We start from the raw sequence: 20810 nt of genomic DNA on the forward strand, positions 1-20810 counted from the left end.
TACTTTTCTATGATTGGTTATCGTTGTTTACTGATACTTACTTCACTTCCTCAAAATCAGCATCCTGCACATTGTCTTTGTTGTTTGTGCTTTGGCTGTTGTTTGCCTGACCAGCGTTAGGACCTGCTTGTGCACCGCCTTGAGCACCGGTCTGTGCGTACATTTCAGCACTTGCGGCTTGGAAGGCAGCCTGCAGTTCTGCGCTTGCGGCGTCTATGCCTGCCAAATCCTGAGCCTTGTGGGCATCTTTCAATTTCTGAAGAGCGGCTTCGATAGGAGCTTTCTTGTCGGCAGGAATCTTGTCGCCAAGGTCTTTCAACTGATTTTCGGTGGTGAAAATCAAGCTGTCTGCCTGATTCAGCTTATCTACTTTCTCACGTTCCTTCTTATCGGCTTCTGCATTGGCAGATGCTTCGGCTTTCATACGTTCGATTTCTTCTTTGCTCAAGCCAGAGGAAGCTTCGATACGGATGGCCTGTTCCTTGCCGGTAGCCTTATCTTTGGCAGATACTTTCAGAATACCGTTGGCATCGATATCGAATGTAACCTCAATCTGGGGAACACCACGGCGTGCCGGAGCGATACCTGTCAAGTTAAACTGACCGATTGACTTGTTCTGTGCTGCCATCGGACGTTCGCCTTGCAATACGTGGATGGTCACTTCGGTCTGGTTATCGGCTGCCGTAGAGAATACTTCGCTCTTCTTGCACGGGATAGTCGTGTTGGCGTCAATCAGTTTGGTCATGACACCACCCATGGTTTCGATACCCAAGGTCAACGGAGTGACATCCAGCAATACGATGTTGCCTACACCAGCTTCTTTGTTCAATACGGCACCCTGAATAGCTGCACCTACGGCTACTACTTCATCCGGGTTTACACCTTTTGAAGGAACTTTACCGAAGAAGTCTTGAACCAGTTGCTGAACTGCCGGGATACGTGAAGAACCACCTACAAGGATGACTTCGTCGATATCCGAGTTGCTCAAGCCTGCATCGCTCATGGCTTTCTTGCACGGTTCCAGACAAGCCTGGATTAAATCGTGGGTCAATTGTTCGAATTTAGCACGAGTCAGTGTCTTAACCAAGTGCTTGGGCACACCGGCTACCGGCATGATGTACGGCAAGTTGATTTCGGTAGATGAAGAAGAAGACAATTCAATCTTTGCTTTTTCAGCTGCCTCTTTCAGACGTTGCATAGCCATCGGGTCAGTAGTCAGGTCGGCACCTTCATCGTTCTTGAACTCTTGAACCAGCCAATTGATGATAGCTTGGTCGAAGTCATCACCACCCAGGTGTGTATCACCATTGGTTGCCAATACTTCGAATACGCCGCCACCGAATTCCAGTATTGAAATATCGAATGTACCGCCACCGAGGTCGAACACAGCTACTTTCATGTCCTTGTTGGCTTTGTCGACACCGTATGCCAAAGCGGCTGCTGTCGGTTCGTTGACAATACGTTTCACGTCCAGTCCTGCAATCTGTCCGGCTTCTTTCGTTGCCTGACGCTGTGAGTCTGAGAAGTATGCCGGAACGGTAATAACGGCTTCGGTTACTTCCTGGCCCAAATAATCTTCAGCGGTTTTCTTCATCTTCTGAAGAATCATGGCTGAAATTTCCTGCGGAGTGTACAGACGTCCGTCGATGTCTACACGCGGTGTATTGTTTTCTCCTCTTGCTACTTGATAAGGAACACGAGAGATTTCTTTCTGAACTTGGTCGTATGTTTCACCCATGAAACGTTTGATAGAATATACTGTACGTTTCGGGTTCGTGATAGCCTGACGCTTAGCGGGGTCGCCCACTTTACGTTCGCCGCCGTCTACGAATGCTACGACTGAAGGAGTGGTGCGTTTGCCTTCGCTGTTGGCAATCACAACCGGTTCGTTACCTTCGAATACTGCTACACATGAGTTTGTAGTTCCTAAGTCAATACCAATAATCTTTCCCATAATTGTATTTTTTTTATTTGTTTGCTAATTAAGTTGATTTTGTAACACCGAAGCGTTACGCTTATTAGTAAACAAATGCTGTGCCAAGCGTAAAAGTCCTTTGTTTTGTTTTGTGTGGACTGACAAAATGTCGGTCGAAACTGACAAGCTAAGTAGATATGCTTAGACAGTGTGTCGGATAGAAGTGCAGATTGTGGCTTTTTCGAACCGGATATCAATGCAGTATTGGCAGGTTGTTACTGTTCGATTTAGACTTTATTAATGCGGATGTGTCGGGTTTTTCGTTATTTTTGCCCTTTCGTTAGTAAAAGAGTCATGAAATATCTATACCTTATTATATATATAGCAATCGGATGGTTCTTGGGAATAACAGCCGCACAAGCTCAACATCAGATAGTGACCGGACGGTTGGTATTGGAAAACGGGAATCATGAAGAACCTCTTTCATATGCCAACGTGGCGGTTTTTCGTTTACCGGATACGCTCTTGGTGAAAGGTGTGGTTACGGATACCAGTGGACATTTTTGTCTAGACTTCAAGAGAAAAAGTAAAATCGGCTATTTATTGAGGGCTTCATTTACCGGATGTGTTCCTTTGCTGAAAGTACTTGATGAAGTGGGAGATACTATCCGGTTGGGAACGTTGCGGATGCATGATGAAGCTTTACGTCTCTCGGAAGTGGTAGTGACAGCTCCACTTAAACCGATGGAACAGAAGGGGGATACTACCATTTACAATGTAGCGGCATTTCCTACTCCCGAAGGTTCATATTTGGAAGCCTTGGTACGGCGCATCCCTGGGTTGTCGTATGATCCGAAGAGCGGAGAAATGAAATTTAACGGCTATCCTATTCGGCAGATTACGGTAAACGGGAAAGACTTTTTCCGTGGAAACAAAGATGTGGTTCTGGAAAACCTGCCTGTTAGATTTGTCAGCCAGCTGAAAGTGTATGACAAACCGACAGAACAGGAAAAGATTACCGGCATGAAATCGAATGAGAAAAATTATGTGCTCGACTTGCAAACCAAACGGGAGTTTAATGGAACCCTGCTGGCAAATATTGAAGCTGGTTATGGCACGCACAAACGTCGTGATCTGAATGGCAGGATGATGCGTTTTAAAGAGAATGGGGATAATTTTATGGTAAGCGCACGTTCGACTAACCGCAATTCTACCACCGCTGATGAAGACAACATTTCCAATTCGGTCAACCTGAATGTTTCGAAGAATGTGAAAGAAGGATTAAGTCTGTCGGGAAATGTCAATTACATGTATAACCGTGACGGAGGGCAATCAGGGACATATAGTGAACAATACTTGAGTAGTGGTAATCAGTATCTTTTGTCGGAAAATGATCAGTTGGGGAAGAACCAGAATACGAATGGACGTTTCGATATGAACTGGGATATCAGCAAGCAGACCACTCTTATCTTTTCTGCTATGGGAGGTTATGGCGATGATGAAAGCCGGAACGAAAGCCGTACCGCTACTTTCAATGCTCCTCTGGATGCTGATACGAAAGCACCTTTTGCCCATATTGACGAGATAGGCAGGGAGATGTGGATAAACGACAACCGTCAGCAAACTTTGGGGCGAGGCAAACGTTTCAATTATGATTTGCGCCTGGAACTGGTGCAGAAAATCGGCACGAAGGGAGATTTTTTAAGCCTTGATGTCAACCATACTTATCAAAAGAACCGCCAGCATGCTTATACACTTTCTTCTATAGACTATTACCAATTGCAGAATGTGTCGGGAGGTGATTCGCTTTATTATCAGAACCAGTACCGCCATACGCCTCAAAGCTCGATGAATGATGAAGTGCGTTTGGGCTATACACATGCTTTTACCAAGAAATCACATATACAGCTTTCGTACGGATTAGAGAATGATTATGAACGTTTAGACGGTATGACTTATGATTTGTCTCGTCGGGAAACCGGGCATTTTGTCTTAGGTGCTTTGCCGGAAGGATATGAAGTGGATGAGGTGGATAGTCTGCGTACAAGAAGTCATAGTCGTACCCTTGGACATAATCTTTCATTTCGTTACAACTATACGGATGAAGTTTGGGGAATGGTGGCAAGTGTGGACATGACTCCCCAACGCCGTTCTATTGAACAGGCTACGGGCGAACATTATGCTGATACAGTGGTACGTTCGGTAGAATGGCGTTCGCAACTGAGTTTTTCGTACCAGAAAGACGGACGTTTTTTTGTGTTAAGTTATAACGGGAATACTTCGCAGCCTCGGTTGGAAGATATGATGGCACCTACCGATTACAGTTCGCCCTTGTATATTCGCCGGAGCAATCCGCACTTGCGTCCTTCGTACCGGCATTCGATACATGCGATATTCAACAATTTCCAAAAAGGTTTTATGGCTTCGCTTATGTGGAATCAGACCTTCAACGCGGTGACGCGTGCTACCTATTATGATAGAGAGACAGGAGGGCGCGAGACTCTTCCGGTTAATATTAACGGTAATTGGGGGATTATGGGAAACGGGTATTACGACAAGCGCATCAAGCAATTTCATGTGAACATAAATGCTTCGGGAGGATACGACCGCAACGTGAGTTTAATCAATGAAGACGGGACTCAGAATAGCCGGAGTGTGACGGGGGCTACTACATTGAGCAGTAATGTGCGGTTGGCTTACTTGCCGTCGTGGGGCAATATTGATTTGACTGGTACATGGACATTTTACCAATCGAAGAACTCGTTACAGAACCGTAATACGTATACCCGGAACTATACGTGCGGCATAGAAAGTTCGGTTAATTTGCCGTTTCATTTCATGGTAAGTACAGATGCCGGTTATGTATTCCGTAGTGGAACCGGTATGGATGGAAAAAGCGATAATGAACTTTTGTGGAACTTGAAAATTTCGTGGAAGTTCTTGAAAGAGAGGCGAGGAGAATTGTCAGTTTACTGGGCAGATATCCTGAGCCAGCGGAAAAGCTTTACGCGTTATGCCAGTGCTACGGCTTTCAGCGAACGGTATGAAGAACAATTGAGAGAGTATGCCATGGTTTCTTTCATTTATCGTTTCGAGCGTATGAAGTGAAAGAAACGCTGCTTGATGCGGATTGAGGTGGATGCGGTTACGATTTGAGTTTTTTAGATGAATATAGGTGCAATCCACCATGCAATCAACATCAAGCCGTGTTGCAGTCAAGTGATTAGTTGCCCGAAAGCTTTTCACCTGTGTTGCGTGTCAGCGTCAGAACTTCGGTACCATTTTCGTCCAGCAGGGCGAGGGTTTGGTCTTGGCTGGAAGAGAAGCTGTTCACTTTGCTCAGTGCTTCCAGAATCTGACGTTCAGTTTCCATATCAGGGCAAGCCATCATCGTGGAAATCATTTGTGAGAATTTCAACGAGTTATCTTTGCCTTCTTCTTGCGAGAAACTTCCATTGATAACATTACAACCGGCATTGCCGTGTACCCGTTTCTGTTCGATATCGAAAGCTAGGAACGGCGTGTTTTCGGTTTTGCCAAGTTGTGTATTGCCGATGGCACTGATAATCCATTCACCGTTTAGGTCATTGATGGAAAAAGCGGGAAGCTGGCGTTTCTCCAGTGTCATAAGCGCTTTGCCTTCTGCATCGGTCAGGCTTAAGCCCTGGGCTGTTTCGGTGTATCCCGTTACGTTGTCCAATGCTTGCAATACTTTGCTTTCTGTTTCCATATCCGGACACATCATACGGGTCGTTCCTATTTGTCCGAACTGTATCTTCCCCGGATGTAATGAGTCTATCTCGAAACTTCCTGTCATCCGGTTGCATCCGGCATTCCCGTATACTCGTTTTTTTTTCATGTCCAGTCCGATAAATGGTGTGTTGGCAGCATTGATTTTATCGCCGTTTACCGTTACGATGTTCCATTCTCCCGTCAGGTCAATAGGCTGTACGGCTTGTTTGCTACTTTTACATGCACTCATTCCTATGCCTGCACAAAGCAGGACAGCTGCTTTTAAAACTACTTTCTTCATAAATTTTGTCCTTGTTTTAGATAGTTTGCTATTACAAAAATACGGATATACTCGGAATACTGCATGAAGTTTCGGAAAAATTTATATCTTTGCAGGGTGAACGGTAACGTTTACCGGGCATTAAATCTGAAAAATAAGAAATGAGTAAAGTATTGATTATCGGTGCAGGCGGTGTAGGTACCGTGGTTGCACACAAAGTGGCTCAACATCCCGAGGTGTTTACGGAAGTGATGATTGCCAGCCGTACCCAGTCGAAGTGCGATGCAATTGTAAAAGCAATCGGCAATCCCAACATCAAGACCGCTAAGGTAGATGCAGACAATGTAGACGAACTGGTGGCTTTATTCAATGGGTTTAAACCCGAGATCGTTATTAATGTGGCTCTTCCGTATCAGGACCTGACGATTATGGAAGCTTGCCTGAAAGCAGGCGTGAATTATCTGGACACGGCAAATTATGAGCCGAAAGACGTGGCTCACTTCGAATATAGCTGGCAATGGGCATATAAGAAACGTTTCGAGGATGCCGGGTTGACCGCTATCTTAGGTTGCGGCTTCGATCCGGGGGTAAGCGGTATATACACGGCATACGCAGCCAAGCATCATTTCGACGAAATCCAGTACTTGGATATCGTAGACTGCAATGCGGGCAACCATCATAAGGCTTTCGCCACCAACTTCAATCCCGAAATCAACATCCGCGAGATTACCCAGAACGGACGTTATTACGAGGACGGGAAGTGGATTACCACCAAGCCGCTGGAAATCCATAAGGATTTGACTTATCCCAATATCGGTCCGCGCGACTCGTATTTGCTTTATCACGAGGAACTGGAGTCGTTGGTGAAGAATTTCCCGACCATCAAGCGTGCCCGCTTCTGGATGACCTTCGGCCAGGAATACCTGACCCACCTGCGTGTGATTCAGGATATCGGCATGGCAAGCATCGAGCCGATTAATTATAACGGAATGGAAATCGTGCCGCTCCAGTTCTTGAAGGCAGTGCTGCCTAATCCGCAAGACCTGGGCGAGAATTACGAAGGCGAAACGTCTATCGGATGCCGCATCCGGGGTATTAAGGACGGTAAGGAGCGTACCTATTATGTATATAACAACTGCTCGCATCAGGAAGCCTACAAGGAAACCGGCATGCAAGGCGTAAGCTATACGACGGGTGTTCCGGCGATGATTGGCGCGATGATGTTCGTGAAAGGCTTGTGGAAGCGTCCGGGTGTATGGAACGTGGAAGAATTCGACCCAGATCCGTTTATGGACGAACTGAACAAGAACGGCTTGCCGTGGCATGAGGTATTCGACGGCGATTTGGAACTGTAATTCAGTGAATAATTAACAATGAATAATTAATTAACGGGATTTGCTTCGTTGTTAGTTATTCATTGGGGATGTCACTATTCATTATTAACTATTCATTATTAATTAAAGAAATGATTGTAGGCGACAAGGCTCCCGATTTATTGGGCGTGGACCAAAACGGGAAAGAAATACATTTGAGCGATTACAAAGGGCGTAAAGTGGTGCTTTATTTCTATCCGAAAGACATGACCTCGGGCTGCACCGCTCAGGCATGCAACCTGCGTGACAATTACGATGAACTGCGCAAGGCAGGTTATGAAGTGGTAGGTGTAAGCATCAACGACCAGAAGTCGCACCAGAAGTTTATTGAGAAAAACCAGCTTCCCTTCACGCTGATTGCTGATACGGAACATAAATTGACCGAGGAATTTGGCGCATGGGGTGAGAAGAGCATGTGCGGCCGCAAGTATATGGGCACGTTCCGTACGACATTTATTATCAACGAAGAAGGTGTCGTAGAGCGTGTCATCTCTCCGAAAGAGGTGAAGACAAAAGACCATGCGGCGCAGATATTAAAATAATCATGAAGGTACGAGGTACCAGTTGACTAGGTACTAGGTTTTAAATAGTTTTACTTATGTATTTAGAGCCTGGTCAACTAGTACCTGATACCTAGTCAACTAAAAGAATAAGGTATGGCAAAAAAAGATGAATTGGCATTTGAAGGAGGGGTAGAAAGTGCTTCTTCGAAACCGAATAACAGCGAGAAGTTAAAGGCATTGCAGGCTGCAATGGATAAGATAGAAAAAAATTTTGGTAAAGGGTCGATAATGAAAATGGGTGATGACCATGTGGAAGAAGTGGAAGTCATTCCTACCGGCTCTATCGCCTTGAATGCGGCATTGGGGGTAGGAGGTTATCCCAAAGGACGTATTATTGAAATCTACGGACCAGAATCTTCGGGAAAAACGACACTTGCCATCCATGCCATTGCGGAAGCACAAAAGAATGGAGGTATTGCGGCATTTATTGATGCTGAACATGCGTTCGACCGTTTCTATGCGGCAAAGTTGGGAGTAGACATTGACAATCTGTGGATTTCCCAACCGGATAACGGCGAACAGGCATTGGAAATCGCCGAACAGTTGATTCGCTCATCGGCTATCGATATTATTGTTATCGACTCGGTGGCTGCCCTTACTCCGAAGGCAGAGATTGAAGGTGATATGGGCGACAATAAAGTCGGACTGCAGGCACGCTTGATGTCGCAGGCTTTGCGCAAGCTGACTTCGGCTATCAGCAAGACCAATACCACGTGTATTTTCATCAACCAGTTGCGCGAGAAGATAGGCGTAATGTTTGGCAATCCCGAAACTACTACCGGAGGAAATGCCTTGAAGTTTTATGCTTCCGTACGTTTGGATATCCGCCGTATCTCCCAATTGAAAGACGGGGAAGATGTAATCGGAAACCAGGTGCGTGTGAAAGTGGTGAAGAACAAGGTCGCTCCTCCTTTCCGCAAGGCAGAGTTTGACATCATGTTCGGTGAAGGTATCTCGCACAGTGGAGAGATTATCGATTTGGGGTCAGAATTGGGCATTATCAAGAAAAGTGGTTCATGGTATAGCTATAACGATACTAAGTTGGGGCAAGGACGTGATGCTGCCAAGCAGTGTATTCAGGATAATCCCGAACTGGCTGATGAATTGGAAGAGCTTATCTTTTCAGCTTTGAAGGATAAAGAATAATATGAAAATGTCCGCCAGTCTTATTTTGAGAGATAAAAGTTAGATGAAGATTGATTGCGGATATTCAATAGAATAAAATGTAATACCAATATAGAAGGTGGACCGTCATCTTCGGGCAGGGAGGACGGTTTCCCTTTTTTAATCTATCTAATTATGAATATGAAATTGACACATCTGCTTTTTACTGTCGGTGCTTTGCTGTTGGCTGTTGCCGGCAAGGCTCAGAAAGTTTCGGCCGATATACCTTATCGTTTTGCTACGCGGGCAGAAGCACAGATGCTTATTACCGACATAGACCAATATACTAACAGCTGGAACCAGTTCGATATCAATGCGCGCCTTCAGTCCCTAAACGGAAGGAAGTCACAATTATTGACATTGGCTATGGAGTCGACTCGCGAATGGGGCGATGCAGACCGGTCAAAATTGAATAAAGCATTTATGGCAGTAGAGGCGGCTATCAAAAAACAGAAGTTGAAACTTCCTTTTCCTTCCGAAGTGATTTTGTTGAAAACTTCTATGGCAGAAGAAGGAGGAGCGGCTGCTTATACTCGTGAGAATTGGATAGCTATCGGTGAACAGGTTTTGGAAAAAGCGTCAGATAATGATTTGGCACGTCTTATAGCACATGAACTTTTCCATCTTTTGACAAGGGCAGATGTTGCATTCAAGAAAAAGGTTTATTCTGTAATTGGATTTAATGTACTTGACCGTCCGATTGTTTTCCCTGCCGATTTGATGCAAAAACTTATTTCCAATCCGGATGTAAGTTGTCATGACAGTTATGCACCATTTACAATAGATGGTAAGTCAATGAATTGTGCCATGGTGATTTATACCGATAGGGCTTATACAGAGGGTTCTTTAAATCAATATATACAAATAGGGCTTGTACCTTTGAATGAACAATTTATACCTTACCAGCAAAACGGAATAACTACGATTTATGCTCCTGAGCAAGTTTCTGACTTTCAAGAACGGATAGGTAAGAATACAGCGTATGCCATTGATCCGGAAGAAGTATTGGCAGACAATTTTTCTTATGTATTGTTTGGTAAAGCTGATTTGTCCGACCCGCAGTTAGTGGAAAACTTGGCAAAAGCCATGCAGTAAGAAAGTATGTTTGGAGTACAAAGACACGAAAAACACCGTTTTTTCAATGGATAATTGACGTTTTCTCTCGGTGTTTTTCGTGTTTTTATATTCTATTTTTTACATTTTTAGCTGGTAGGTAAAAGTATGTTGTAAAGCAGGGCTGATTATTCTTATTTTTTTGTGAGCGTGCACGGAAATATCCAATTTTTTTTATATCTTGCAAACGTAACCTTTTAAAAAATATAAGATTATGGAAGTACATCATGATGAAGCGCAGAGAAAGTTTTGGGTAGAAGTTGATGGCTATAAGGCAGATATGGCTTATGTATTGGGTAAAGATCATTTGGATATTCGCCATACACTTGTACCGGAAGCGATTGGTGGAAGAGGCATTGCCTCAATGTTGGTGAAAACTGCATACGATTATGCTCGGAATAAGGGTTTAAAGCCCGTTGCTACATGTTCTTATGCTGTACGATGGTTGCAAAGGCATCCTGAATATCAAGGCGAAATCAGCACGGACTATGCAGGAAGTGGTACTTGCGCCTTATAAGAGAAGTAAAGAATAGGGGGCAAAATTCAATTTTTGAAATATGAACTTTCAATTTTAAAAACTGTTTTTGAATTTAGAAGCTGTTTTGAATTTATCGTGCGATGATTTGGGATGAGTTTTTGAGGCATTTTCGCTTCTGTGATGAGGAAGATAGCGGGCTATCTGACGAAGAACAGGAGCGAAAAGGACCAAAAAATCGCCCAAAGCACACACGGAAACGGATACATCAAGCCAAGAAAAACTTTTTGGAGAAATTCAAAACAGCTTCTTATCATGTGCTGGCTGGGATGAGGGAGATTGCAGGTCATTTGGCAAAGAACAGAAGCAAAAAGGAATTAAAAAATCGCCCCAATCACACGAAACATCAAGTTAAAAATATTTTTTGTGAAATTCGGTTTCTAAGATTGTGAGCATTCTAAAGGATAAAAAAGGTCGTATCATTCTTTCTAAATGAAGATTTGATACGACCTTTTTAGGTATCAATATATTTGATTAGTCATTTCGTTTTGACGCACCCTCTCATAATAAAGATTAGCAAACTCTGTGCGAACCGTCACTAATCACTACATCATATACTTTGGGCGAACGTCCGAATTTCTTTTTGAAGCGTTCTTTCGCTGTTGTGATGAATGTTTCGTATAACTCGTTCTTTACAAGATTGATGGTGCAGCCTCCGAAGCCTCCACCCATGACACGCGAACCGGTTACACCGCAATCGAAAGCAATGTCGTTGAGGAAATCCAGTTCTTCACAGCTTACTTCATATAATTTGCTCATGCCGTGATGGGTTTCATACATTTTTTGGCCTACTGTTTCGTAGTCGTTGCGTTCCAACGCATCACATACGTCAAGTACACGTTGGATTTCTTCAATAACATATTCAGCACGCATATAGTCTTCCTGGCTGACTGTTTCTTTCACTTCGTTCAGCATATCCATGTTGCAGTCACGTAGGAATTCTATTTCAGGATGGTTCTTCTTGATGGCAGCTACAACATTCTCGCAACTTTGACGACGTTTGTTATATGCAGATGATGCCAGTTCGTGTTTTACAACTGAGTCTACCAATACCAGGCGATAGCCTTCCGGACGGAACGGATAATATTTATATTCCAATGAGCGGCAGTCTAGACGCATCAGATGACCTTCTTTTCCGAATACAGAAGCAAACTGGTCCATGATACCGCAGTTTACACCGCAATAGTTATGTTCGGTAGCCTGTCCTACTTTTGCCAATTCGAACTTGTCTATCTTATTGTCGCCAAATATTTCGTTCAAGGCAAAGGCAAAAGTTGATTCGAGTGCAGCCGAAGAAGACATGCCAGCACCTAAAGGTACATCGCCTGCAAAAGCGGTATTGAAACCTTTTACATCTACTCCGCGTTTGATCATTTCGCGACATACTCCGAAAATATAACGTGCCCAGCTGGCTTTCGGGGCATCTTCTTCATTCAATCCGAATTCTACATAATCTTTCAGGTCGATGGAATAAGCGTGTACTTTATCCGTACCATTAGGCTTGATTTCGGCTGTGATGCCTTTGTCTACTGCGCCGGGGAATACATATCCGCCATTGTAGTCTGTATGTTCGCCTATCAGATTGATACGTCCCGGAGAAGTATAAATAGCTCCTGTTGTTCCATCGAAATGTTTGATGAAACGACTTCTTACAAAATCTATATCCATGGTAATATAAAAATTAAAGGGTTAATAAAATATGCTGTAATTAAAATCAGTCAACGGGTATGTCTTTGTTTACGTTCTTGCAGCCTATCAGTCCGTAGAATAACAGGTATGCCAGCATGGCGATAATCAACCAGTAGCTTGCCATATAGCCGACTGAATCTGAAATAACCTGCTGAAGGAGTGGGAAGATACCTCCACCTACAACCATCATCATGAAGATACCCGATGCTTGCGCAGTGTATTTGCCCAACCCTTCTACGGCAAGGTTGAAGATTCCTCCCCACATGATGGAAGTGCATAATCCACAAAGTACGAGGAATAAGGCACTCATCGGGACTTTCGGAGTAGCCAGTGAACCTTCGATGTCAGCTTGTGTCAAATTAGCGGCCGACAGCGTTGATTCATACTTTTGAAGGTTTTCTGAAGATGTGTCGGCAAGAATCAGGCTGATTTCGTTTTCTGATACGCCTGCTTCGGTCAAGATTTCAGAAGTTTTGGCAATAGGGTCGTAAACGACTTTCGGTACGTTGATACCTACAGTCTTCGGGATGAATATGGCACACAGAATAAACAGGATAGCTACACTGGATACCGTAATCAATTGGGTACGTGTAGATACCTTGCCGCTGATGATTGTACTCGTAAGACGACCTACCAACATCAGTAACCAGTAAATGGCTGCGATGGCTCCACCGATAGCTGCACCATTGAACAAGATGCCTGCACCTTTGGCCGAAGAGTCTGCAAGGTAGAAATTCAAGGTGCCTGGAATACCGATTTCGATACCTACATATACGAAGATGCCGAATACGCCTAATACGGTGTGGCGGAAACTCCAGGGGCTGTGGCTGAATTTCTCTTCTTTTACGTTTCCTTTGTGTAAGTGGGGTTCAGGAATAGCTACAAACGAAATGGCGATGAAGGAAAGGACAAACACACCCATTGCGATGAAAAGCAGCGGGGTGACATCCGACATGGCTGTTTCAGGCGTGACGGTTCCGATTAATACCCCTACAAATAGCGGAGTCAAGGTTCCCGACAGAGAGTTTAGGGCACCACCGGCTTGAATGAGCTGGTTTCCTTTGTTTCCGCCTCCGCCCAACAGATTCAGCATCGGGTTGACGACGGTATTGAGCATACATACGCAAAAACCGCAGATAAACGCGCCCAGCAGGTAGATGATAAAGTTCAGCTTGATGGCGTATGCACCCATGTTGAATACATCTACATCGGCACCCACCAGGCTGGAAAGATATTGGGTGAACAAGCCTAAGAAACCTACTGCCATTGCTATCAGGGCGGTTTTTTTATAACCTATCTTTACCAGCATGTTTCCCGCCGGGATTCCCATAAACAGGTAAGCAAGGAAGTTCATCATGTTTCCCATCATGCCCAAAGTGTTAGCTCCCGCATATTGATTCTTCCAAATGGTGCCGAAAGGAGCGGCAAGATTGGTAACGAAAGAGATCATCGCAAATAAGAAAAACATCGTGATGATTGCGATGAGATTTCCGTTCTGTTTTTGTTGATTCATGGTTTAATATTAAAAAAGGTTAGTAATACATTAGTTTTCAAGATAAATCTAAGAATTTTCTTAATTGATGGCTTATCAAGCTTCTACTCCGAATTTATACACCGTAACCTGATGATAGGTTTCACCCGGATTCAATACTGCTGACGGGAAATGTGGCTTATTAGGTGTGTCGGGGAAGTGTTGTGCTTCGAAACAGATGGCACTGCGTTCGGGGAAGGTTGCGCCATGCCAGCCTGCAAAGCCGCTTTGCCAGTTTGCCGTATATACTTGCACGCCCGGTTCTGTCGTATATACTTCAAGCGAACGTCCGCTTTGAGGTTCTACGCATTTGGCTGCAAATGCCAATTCACCCACTTCCTTTTTATTGACAATATACGTATGGTCGTATCCCTTGCCGTATATCAATTGTTGGAACGGTTCATTGATACGGCTGCCTACACTATGAGGCATACGAAAATCCATTGGAGTATCAGCAACCTTTAAAATTTCTCCCGTAGGGATAGAATATTCATCTATGGGTACGTAGAAATCGGCATTAAGGGTAAGAATATTGTTTTCTACACTGGGGGTTGGTTTCTCCAGACCCGACAAACTGAAAAATGCATGATGGGTAAGATTAACTAATGTCGTACGGTCGGTCGTAGCTGTGTAGGTAAGGATAAATTCGTTTTCGTTGGTAAACGTGTAAATGACTTGAACTTTCAAGTTGCCGGGGAAGCCTTCTTCACCGTCTTTTGACAGATAACTTAAAGTAAGGCTTTGTTTGCTGGTCTGCTCGGCATCCCATACGCGTGAATGAAAACCTGTGGGACCTCCGTGAAGCGAGTTGGGACCATTGTTTATTGCCAGTTGGTATTCTTCTCCTCCCAGTTGGAATTTACCTTTGGCGATTCGGTTGCCATACCGTCCGATAAGTGTACTTAAGAACGATTCGGGGCTATGGATAACTCCGTCCAGTGTGTCGTGTCCTTGAATCACGTTGGCAAGCTTGCCGTTCTTGTCCGGAACCATAATAGCCACTAAAGCTCCTCCGTAGTTGGTTACTGCCATTTCGGCACCTTTGTCATTCTTCAGAATGAATAAATCAACTTCTTTACCATCGATTGTACGTTGAAAATCGCTTCGCTTTACTCCGCAAAGGTTATTTTCATAATAAAATGTGTTAATCATGTGCTTGAATGTCCTTTCTTTTTGATATTACAACGATAAATGTATGCAAATAAAAAGATTTTATTCAAGATACACAAGCAATTTAGTTAAATATTTCACGAAGTATAACATGTTGCCAATAAATCGGCAACAATAAAGCTACTTCCCCCTATAAAAATGAGGTCTTGGGGGCCGGATTGTGCTAACGCTTCCTTTAAAGCAATTTTAACGTTGGGATAAGCATTGCCTTTCAGTCCGAAGGCTGACGCTTGTTTTTGTACCTCTTCGGCAGGAAGGGCACGTTTTACGCTCGCTTGGGTAAAATAATAGGATGCATCGGTTGGCAATAAGGCTAGTACGCCACGGATGTCTTTATCGTTTACCATGCCGATGACGATACGGAGCCGGTCATAGTGTTGGCGCGAGAGTTGTTCGGCAATGTACCGGATGCCTCCTACGTTATGTCCGGTATCGCATATTACTGTAGGGTGGTTTGCCAAACGTTGCCAGCGTCCTTGCAGTCCGGTCAGCTCGCATACGTGTGCAAAGCCGTTCCGTACATCTGTTTCGCTGAAGCGATAGCCGGTTTGTTTTAGTTGGCGGAGTGCTGAAAGCAGGGTATTGGTGTTTTTTTCCTGGCATAAACCGCCTAGTTCACCTTTCAGGTCAGTATAATCTGCTGTCTGGTAAAGGTAGTTCCCGTTTGCTTCGTGGCTAGCATTGTATAACAGATGTTCTTCTTCGGCAAATATGATGGGGGCATCTACCGATAAAGCTTTGTCCAGAAAAACAGGCTTGGTCTCGGGAGTAGTCTCGCCAATCACTACCGGTGTATGGGGTTTGATAATGCCTGCTTTCTCGCCTGCTATCTGTGCAAGGGTGTTTCCTAGGAATTGTATATGGTCGAAGCTGATGTTGGTGATGACGCATACATCCGGATGGATGATGTTGGTGCAATCCAGCCGTCCGCCTAACCCGACTTCGATGACCGCTACGTCTACCGCTTGCCGGGCGAAATAATGAAAAGCCATGGCGGTGGTCAACTCGAAAAACGACGGATGCAGAGGTTCGAAGAAATGACGGTGTTTTTCCACGAAACCGATGACGAATTCTTCTGGTACGGGCACGCCGTTTATCCGGATTCGTTCGCGGAAATCCGTTAAGTGGGGCGAAGTGTAAAGCCCTACCCGGTAACCTGCCGATTGCAGGATGGCTGCCAATGTGTGCGAACAAGACCCTTTTCCGTTTGTTCCCGCTACATGGATGGTGCGGAATTGCTGGTGCGGATGGCCGAAATATTCGTCTAATGCGTATGTGTTTTCAAGTCCTTCCTTGTATGCGTCTTTGCCTACTTGCTGAAACAAAGGGGCACTATTATATAAATAGGTAAGAGTTTCTTGGTAATTCATCTTTATATAGCAAATTAGTTCCTGGTTTAATACCACCACGGGTAATCATTTTTCCGGCCTTCGATGCCGATACTGAACGAACTGCTTTCGCCCAGTTTGAAGTTAATCATTCCACCAATGCGGTCGGGCGTATAGTTGGGTAGGGGATACCAGTAAGGCATACGGTTGGGCATGAACGATTTGTTGCCGTATGCATAGATGCTGATTTTGTCGGTGAGCCGGTAGGCAGCTACTCCGGCTATACCTACGTTGCGATAGCGTAGGAATCCCCAGTCCATATTAGTAGCATACAGTCCGCCTGCTACGCTCAACCGGTCGGTGACCGGTACGGCATACATAAAGGCAAAATCTTGTCCGAAGCCTACTCCCGATGGGGCATACCGGCTGGGGCTGAATGTGACATTCAGTCCGATGGAAGCATTGAATCCTTTATGCAGCTCCCATGTGGCGTAATTGTAGTCGAAAGGCGTGATGCCATACATGCTGAAAGGGCGGAACGGCGAAGAAAAGCTCACGGGCGATTGCAAAGCTACGCTTAACGTGTCGGCTTGCAATGAGTCGGGTAGGGCACGTACGTCCTGCTTAGCCTGTATGTCAGGTTGTTGTTCGGTTTGCGCTTTTGCCGTGGCAGATAAGCAGATAACCGTTATAAAAACAAACCAACTTCGCTTCATCATAATCACTCCTTTTTTATTTATCAGTTCAAAGATACAGATAATCTGCCAGTAGGAGAAAGACAGAAACGGAGATTAACGGAGATTAACGTAAAATAAATGCGGAATTCATATAACGTAAAACATCCTTTTGTGGAATGTTTTCCAGGCTTTGAGGAGAAGTGTAGCTTGAGCCGATGAGATAGCCGCGTTCCTATACAGCTATCTTCACCGGCCAATGAGTTTATGCTATTCTGGAAAGTATCGGATTAGTCCAGCTCTACCAATTCATATTTCTGGCTTCCGATGCCTAATTGTTCGGCATAGTCGAGGGTGTGCATGCCGTGGCGCGAGTCGATGCGTTCTATCAGGTGGATTTTCCCGTGGTCTTTCGAAGAGCGGACCAGGTCGGTGCAAGCTTTGTCCAATGCGACGGGGTCGAGCGAGGCAAGGATGCCGATGTCGCCCATTTGAGGATCGGCAGGAGAGGAGTCGCAATCGCAATCCACCGAGAGGTTGTTGGCCACGCTGATGTAGAGAATGTTTTCTCCGCAATGGTCGATAACCGCCTTGGCGGCTTCTGCCATGGATTCCAGAAAGTCATCTTGTTCCGGATTGCCCCAGCTGGTCGTGCTGGCACCTGCGGAGTGGATGTTCCGTTTCCCGTTCGACGAGGCGATGCCGATGGAGATGTTCTTGATGGCACCCCCGAATCCTCCCATGGCATGTCCTTTGAAGTGGGAGAGTACAACGGTAAAGTCATAGTTCAGGAAATTTTTCCCTACGATATCCGATTTCAGGTGCTTGCCGCCTGTAACCGGCAATTCCGTTTCGCCTTCGGCATCCATGATGTCCACTGGGGCGATGGCGGTGAAGCCGTGGTCTTTAGCCGCTTGCAGGTGGCTCTGGGTATCTCCGCGCTTGCCTCCGTAGGCGGTATTACATTCTACGATAGTGCCGTTCACTTTCTGCACCAGGTCTTTTATCAATGCGGGCTGAAGGAAGTTGTGTCCGCCCGGTTCGCCGGTGCTGAGCTTTACCGCCACTTTCCCCTTGGCTTCACGCCCTAAGGCTTCGTAGATTTTGACCAAGTTCTCTGAATTGATTTCTTTGTAGAAATACACTTTCGGAAGGTTCTCGCTGCTCTCGGCAGCCTTGTTTTCCGAGGATTGCGCATGTCCGCATCCGACGGTGCTTGCCAGTGTGAATGCCGCGCAGATTAAAGTTTGAAATGTCTTTTTCATGTTTTGTTTTATTTTAGGGTAAATAGAATTCTTTCGTCATATAATGCCTGTAATTGACCCATGTAATGGTATTCGAAAACGAATATATACTGCCTTTGCCGATGCAGTTATCTTCGAAGGCAGTTTCATATATACTGAAACTGCTTTCGAAGTATATATTCGTTTGGAAAGTGATATATCTGGCATAATCCGGACATTTATATGGGATTAGAAATGGATATGGATTCCTCCCAAGAATGTGGCTTTCGGCATGGGATAGCCAGCCATGATTTCGTAGCGTTGTGCCAAGAGGTTCTCGCCGCGCACAAAGAGCGAGGCATACGGGCACAGGCGGTAGCTGGCACGCAGGTTCCAAAGCACGAAGTCCTCGGTACTGGCAGGGCTGACGGAGGTATATAGCCCTTTGATGTACTGGATGCCGGTCGACACGCCCCAGCTTCCTTGCCGGAAGTCGGCGCCGGCATACAGCTTGTGCTCCGGAGCCGAGATGACCGGATGTTCCATGTGCACCCAGCTGTAGTTGGCGTTTACGTTCCATTGACGGTTGATGCGGTAGGTAATGTTCCCTTCCGCTCCCCAGTTCTCGATTTCGCCCGAGTTGACGTTGTGGGGGCGACCGTCTACAGGAGTCGTCATAATCAGGTTGTCTCCGTTGATGTAATAGAGGTTTACGCCGTAGCTCAGGGCACCGTCTAAAAGGTGCTGGGTGTACGAAAGCTCGTAGTTCATCATCCGTTCCGGCTTCAGGTCGGGATTCTGTGGCGGGAACATATACATTTCGCGGATGGTAGGGTTGCGGAAACCTTTGCTCACCATGGCTTTCAGTTCGGCGTTCTTGGGCAGGTGGAAGGCAAGCCCGCCTTGTGGAACCAGTTCGGTGCCTACGTGTGAGTGGTGGTCGACACGTAATCCTACGTTGAGCGAGAGCCATGTTCCGATGTCCTGACGGAAATCGACGTAACCGGCAAACTCGTCTTGCTTCTTGTCTACGCCCGGTGTGCGTGCTCCGTCGGCTATGGCTTCGTTCCACGATTCTCCGCCGAAGTGTTGGTAGTCGAAGCCCAAGGTCAGGCGGTTGCCCGTATAAAGCTCGGCGCTCTGATACCACGACACGCCCATCATCAGGTCTTTCGAGTGGAAGAGGGAGGTTTGCGGCTCTTCGCCGGCATGGTATCCGTCGTTTATCTTGTGTCTTCCCCAGTTGTAGAAGAAGCTCAGTGCGCCCGAAGTCCGTTCGTACCGGTTCTCCAGCATAGCCGAAACCATTCCTCTTGTAATCCGCGAGTCGTTGTCGAAAAGCCGGTCGGAAACCTCTCCGGGATTGGAAGCGTTGAAGTGGGTCACGTTGACATCTCCCCATAGCTTCCAGTTCGGGTTAAAGTCGTATGCTAATTTGGCATAGCCTCCATATTGCTCGAACGCCATGTCGGGGCGGTGTCCGTCGGTGCGGATATACGATGCCGATACGGTGCTGCTGAACCGTCCTTTCTTCACGCGGTTGGTCGCTTCTGCCTGTGCTGTCCCATACGAGCCGCCTCCTAAATTGATGTCCGTCTTCACGCCGTCTTCCTGCATTTTCCGTGTGACGATGTTGATGACTCCCCCCATGGCATTGGAACCGTAAAGCACCGATGCCGGTCCGCGCAACACTTCCACCCGCTCGGCAAGCATGGTCTGGTAGGCATCGGAAATAGGATGCCCGAAAAGTCCCATGTATTGCGGATGCCCGTCGATGAGCACCAGCATCTGTGCGCTTCCCGACATGCCGCGCAGGCTGATGCCTCCGGCTGCACCGGTAGATACGCCATATCCCATTACGCCCCGGCTGGTAACGAAAAGCCCCGGAACTTGCTCGGTCAGTGCCGGAAGCACGGAAGGCTGGTAACGGTTTTCCAATTGGGCGCGGTTTACTATCGAAATGGTCATGGGAAGGTGGCGGATATCCGTCGCGTTGCGTGTGCCGGTCACTACCGTTTCTTCCAGTATATAGTTGTGCCGCATCTTCAATGAGTCTGTAAGTTCTGTGGCATTAAGAGCCGTCGGAAGCAGGCTGTAAGCCAAGATGGGTAAAATCAGTTTCTGTTTCATCTTTGTTTCGTTTGAATGGTTGTTGTTGTCGATGTGCAAAGATAAAACAGAAAAATGTATCTTTTTTATACATATTACGGATTTTGCAACCCGGATTACGCTTGTGTCTGCTTGTATGTAATTCGCATGATATATAATACTATGGTGGACTTATCATGAACGAAGAAATCTGGGGATTGAATATCCGCAAACATCCCATGTAGAGACAAAATGCGGATATTCATGCCAATCAGGAGTTAAAAGGGAGTTATAGGCAGTTATCGCCCGCAGGGCGGGCTGGGAGTTAGATGCCAATACCTTTTTGCGCCGCTTCTGTAGAGACGATGTGCACATCGTCTCTACTACGTGGCATATACAAAATGCACAAAATAAATACCGCGTGAAGTATAA

15 protein-coding genes and 2 pseudogenes are annotated in these 20810 nt (G+C 45.8%); 7 read left to right on the forward strand and 10 right to left on the reverse strand.

All coding sequences use genetic code 11. The annotated features are described in order from the left end of the window. Nucleotides 1-37: 37 nt before the first annotated feature. Nucleotides 38-1954 carry a molecular chaperone DnaK gene (gene dnaK, locus B5G04_RS14175; protein ID WP_013617574.1) on the reverse strand — a complete coding sequence of 639 codons (1917 nt, stop codon included), beginning with the start codon at nt 1952-1954 and terminating at the stop codon, nt 38-40. Between the two features lie 315 nt (nt 1955-2269). On the opposite strand from dnaK, the gene B5G04_RS14180 reads away from it, so the two are divergent. Then, on the forward strand, nt 2270-5023 hold the full coding sequence (locus tag B5G04_RS14180; protein ID WP_087397828.1) for an outer membrane beta-barrel protein: 2754 nt from the start codon (nt 2270-2272) through the stop codon (nt 5021-5023). Between the two features lie 115 nt (nt 5024-5138). Here B5G04_RS14180 and B5G04_RS14185 read toward each other — a convergent pair whose 3' ends face one another. Next, nucleotides 5139-5948 carry an META domain-containing protein gene (locus B5G04_RS14185; protein WP_087397830.1) on the reverse strand — a complete coding sequence of 270 codons (810 nt, stop codon included), beginning with the start codon at nt 5946-5948 and terminating at the stop codon, nt 5139-5141. A gap of 140 nt (nt 5949-6088) precedes the next feature. On the opposite strand from B5G04_RS14185, the gene B5G04_RS14190 reads away from it, so the two are divergent. From B5G04_RS14190 to B5G04_RS19925, 6 genes are all read left to right on the forward strand, one after another. Continuing rightward, nucleotides 6089-7282 (forward strand): saccharopine dehydrogenase family protein, encoded by a 1194-nt coding sequence (locus B5G04_RS14190; RefSeq protein ID WP_013617571.1) that lies wholly within the window; start codon nt 6089-6091, stop codon nt 7280-7282. Between the two features lie 110 nt (nt 7283-7392). Next, nucleotides 7393-7842 carry a thioredoxin-dependent thiol peroxidase gene (gene bcp, locus B5G04_RS14195; protein WP_013617570.1) on the forward strand — a complete coding sequence of 150 codons (450 nt, stop codon included), beginning with the start codon at nt 7393-7395 and terminating at the stop codon, nt 7840-7842. A gap of 114 nt (nt 7843-7956) precedes the next feature. Then, entirely contained in the window at nt 7957-9009 is a 1053-nt protein-coding gene (gene recA / locus B5G04_RS14200) for a recombinase RecA (RefSeq protein ID WP_022038606.1), read from the forward strand. Between the two features lie 153 nt (nt 9010-9162). After that, a complete protein-coding gene (locus tag B5G04_RS14205) occupies nt 9163-10122 on the forward strand; it encodes a hypothetical protein (protein ID WP_239414119.1) in 960 nt (319 codons plus the stop codon). A gap of 232 nt (nt 10123-10354) precedes the next feature. After that, nucleotides 10355-10657: a GNAT family N-acetyltransferase gene (locus B5G04_RS14210; protein WP_087248893.1), complete on the forward strand. Its 303-nt coding sequence runs from the start codon at nt 10355-10357 to the stop codon at nt 10655-10657. 101 nt (nt 10658-10758) lie between these two features. Further along, complete coding sequence (locus B5G04_RS19925) at nt 10759-11067, forward strand: hypothetical protein (RefSeq protein ID WP_158100108.1); 309 nt, start codon at nt 10759-10761, stop codon at nt 11065-11067. Between the two features lie 121 nt (nt 11068-11188). Here B5G04_RS19925 and galK read toward each other — a convergent pair whose 3' ends face one another. From galK to B5G04_RS14245, 8 genes and pseudogenes are all read right to left on the reverse strand, one after another. Continuing rightward, complete coding sequence (gene galK / locus B5G04_RS14215; protein ID WP_022039158.1) at nt 11189-12343, reverse strand: galactokinase; 1155 nt, start codon at nt 12341-12343, stop codon at nt 11189-11191. Between the two features lie 46 nt (nt 12344-12389). Next, nucleotides 12390-12683: pseudogene (locus tag B5G04_RS20750) on the reverse strand (MFS transporter); the annotation flags it as partial. A 180-nt stretch (nt 12684-12863) separates the two neighbouring features. After that, nucleotides 12864-13877 (reverse strand): annotated as a pseudogene (locus tag B5G04_RS14220) (MFS transporter); the annotation flags it as partial. A gap of 75 nt (nt 13878-13952) precedes the next feature. Beyond that, a complete protein-coding gene (locus B5G04_RS14225; RefSeq protein WP_087248889.1) occupies nt 13953-15047 on the reverse strand; it encodes an aldose epimerase family protein in 1095 nt (364 codons plus the stop codon). 95 nt (nt 15048-15142) lie between these two features. After that, a complete protein-coding gene (locus B5G04_RS14230) occupies nt 15143-16435 on the reverse strand; it encodes a folylpolyglutamate synthase/dihydrofolate synthase family protein (protein ID WP_087248905.1) in 1293 nt (430 codons plus the stop codon). 26 nt (nt 16436-16461) lie between these two features. Beyond that, entirely contained in the window at nt 16462-17112 is a 651-nt protein-coding gene (locus tag B5G04_RS14235; protein WP_239414120.1) for a hypothetical protein, read from the reverse strand. A 245-nt stretch (nt 17113-17357) separates the two neighbouring features. Beyond that, nucleotides 17358-18332 carry a DUF362 domain-containing protein gene (locus tag B5G04_RS14240; RefSeq protein WP_087248887.1) on the reverse strand — a complete coding sequence of 325 codons (975 nt, stop codon included), beginning with the start codon at nt 18330-18332 and terminating at the stop codon, nt 17358-17360. Nucleotides 18333-18539: 207 nt separating this feature from the next. Next, on the reverse strand, nt 18540-20420 hold the full coding sequence (locus B5G04_RS14245; RefSeq protein ID WP_087397965.1) for a TonB-dependent receptor: 1881 nt from the start codon (nt 20418-20420) through the stop codon (nt 18540-18542). Nucleotides 20421-20810 lie beyond the last annotated feature (390 nt).

Origin of the sequence: Bacteroides sp. An51A, assembly GCF_002161565.1 — a bacterium.
Taxonomy (GTDB): Bacteria; Bacteroidota; Bacteroidia; order Bacteroidales; family Bacteroidaceae; genus Phocaeicola; species Phocaeicola intestinalis.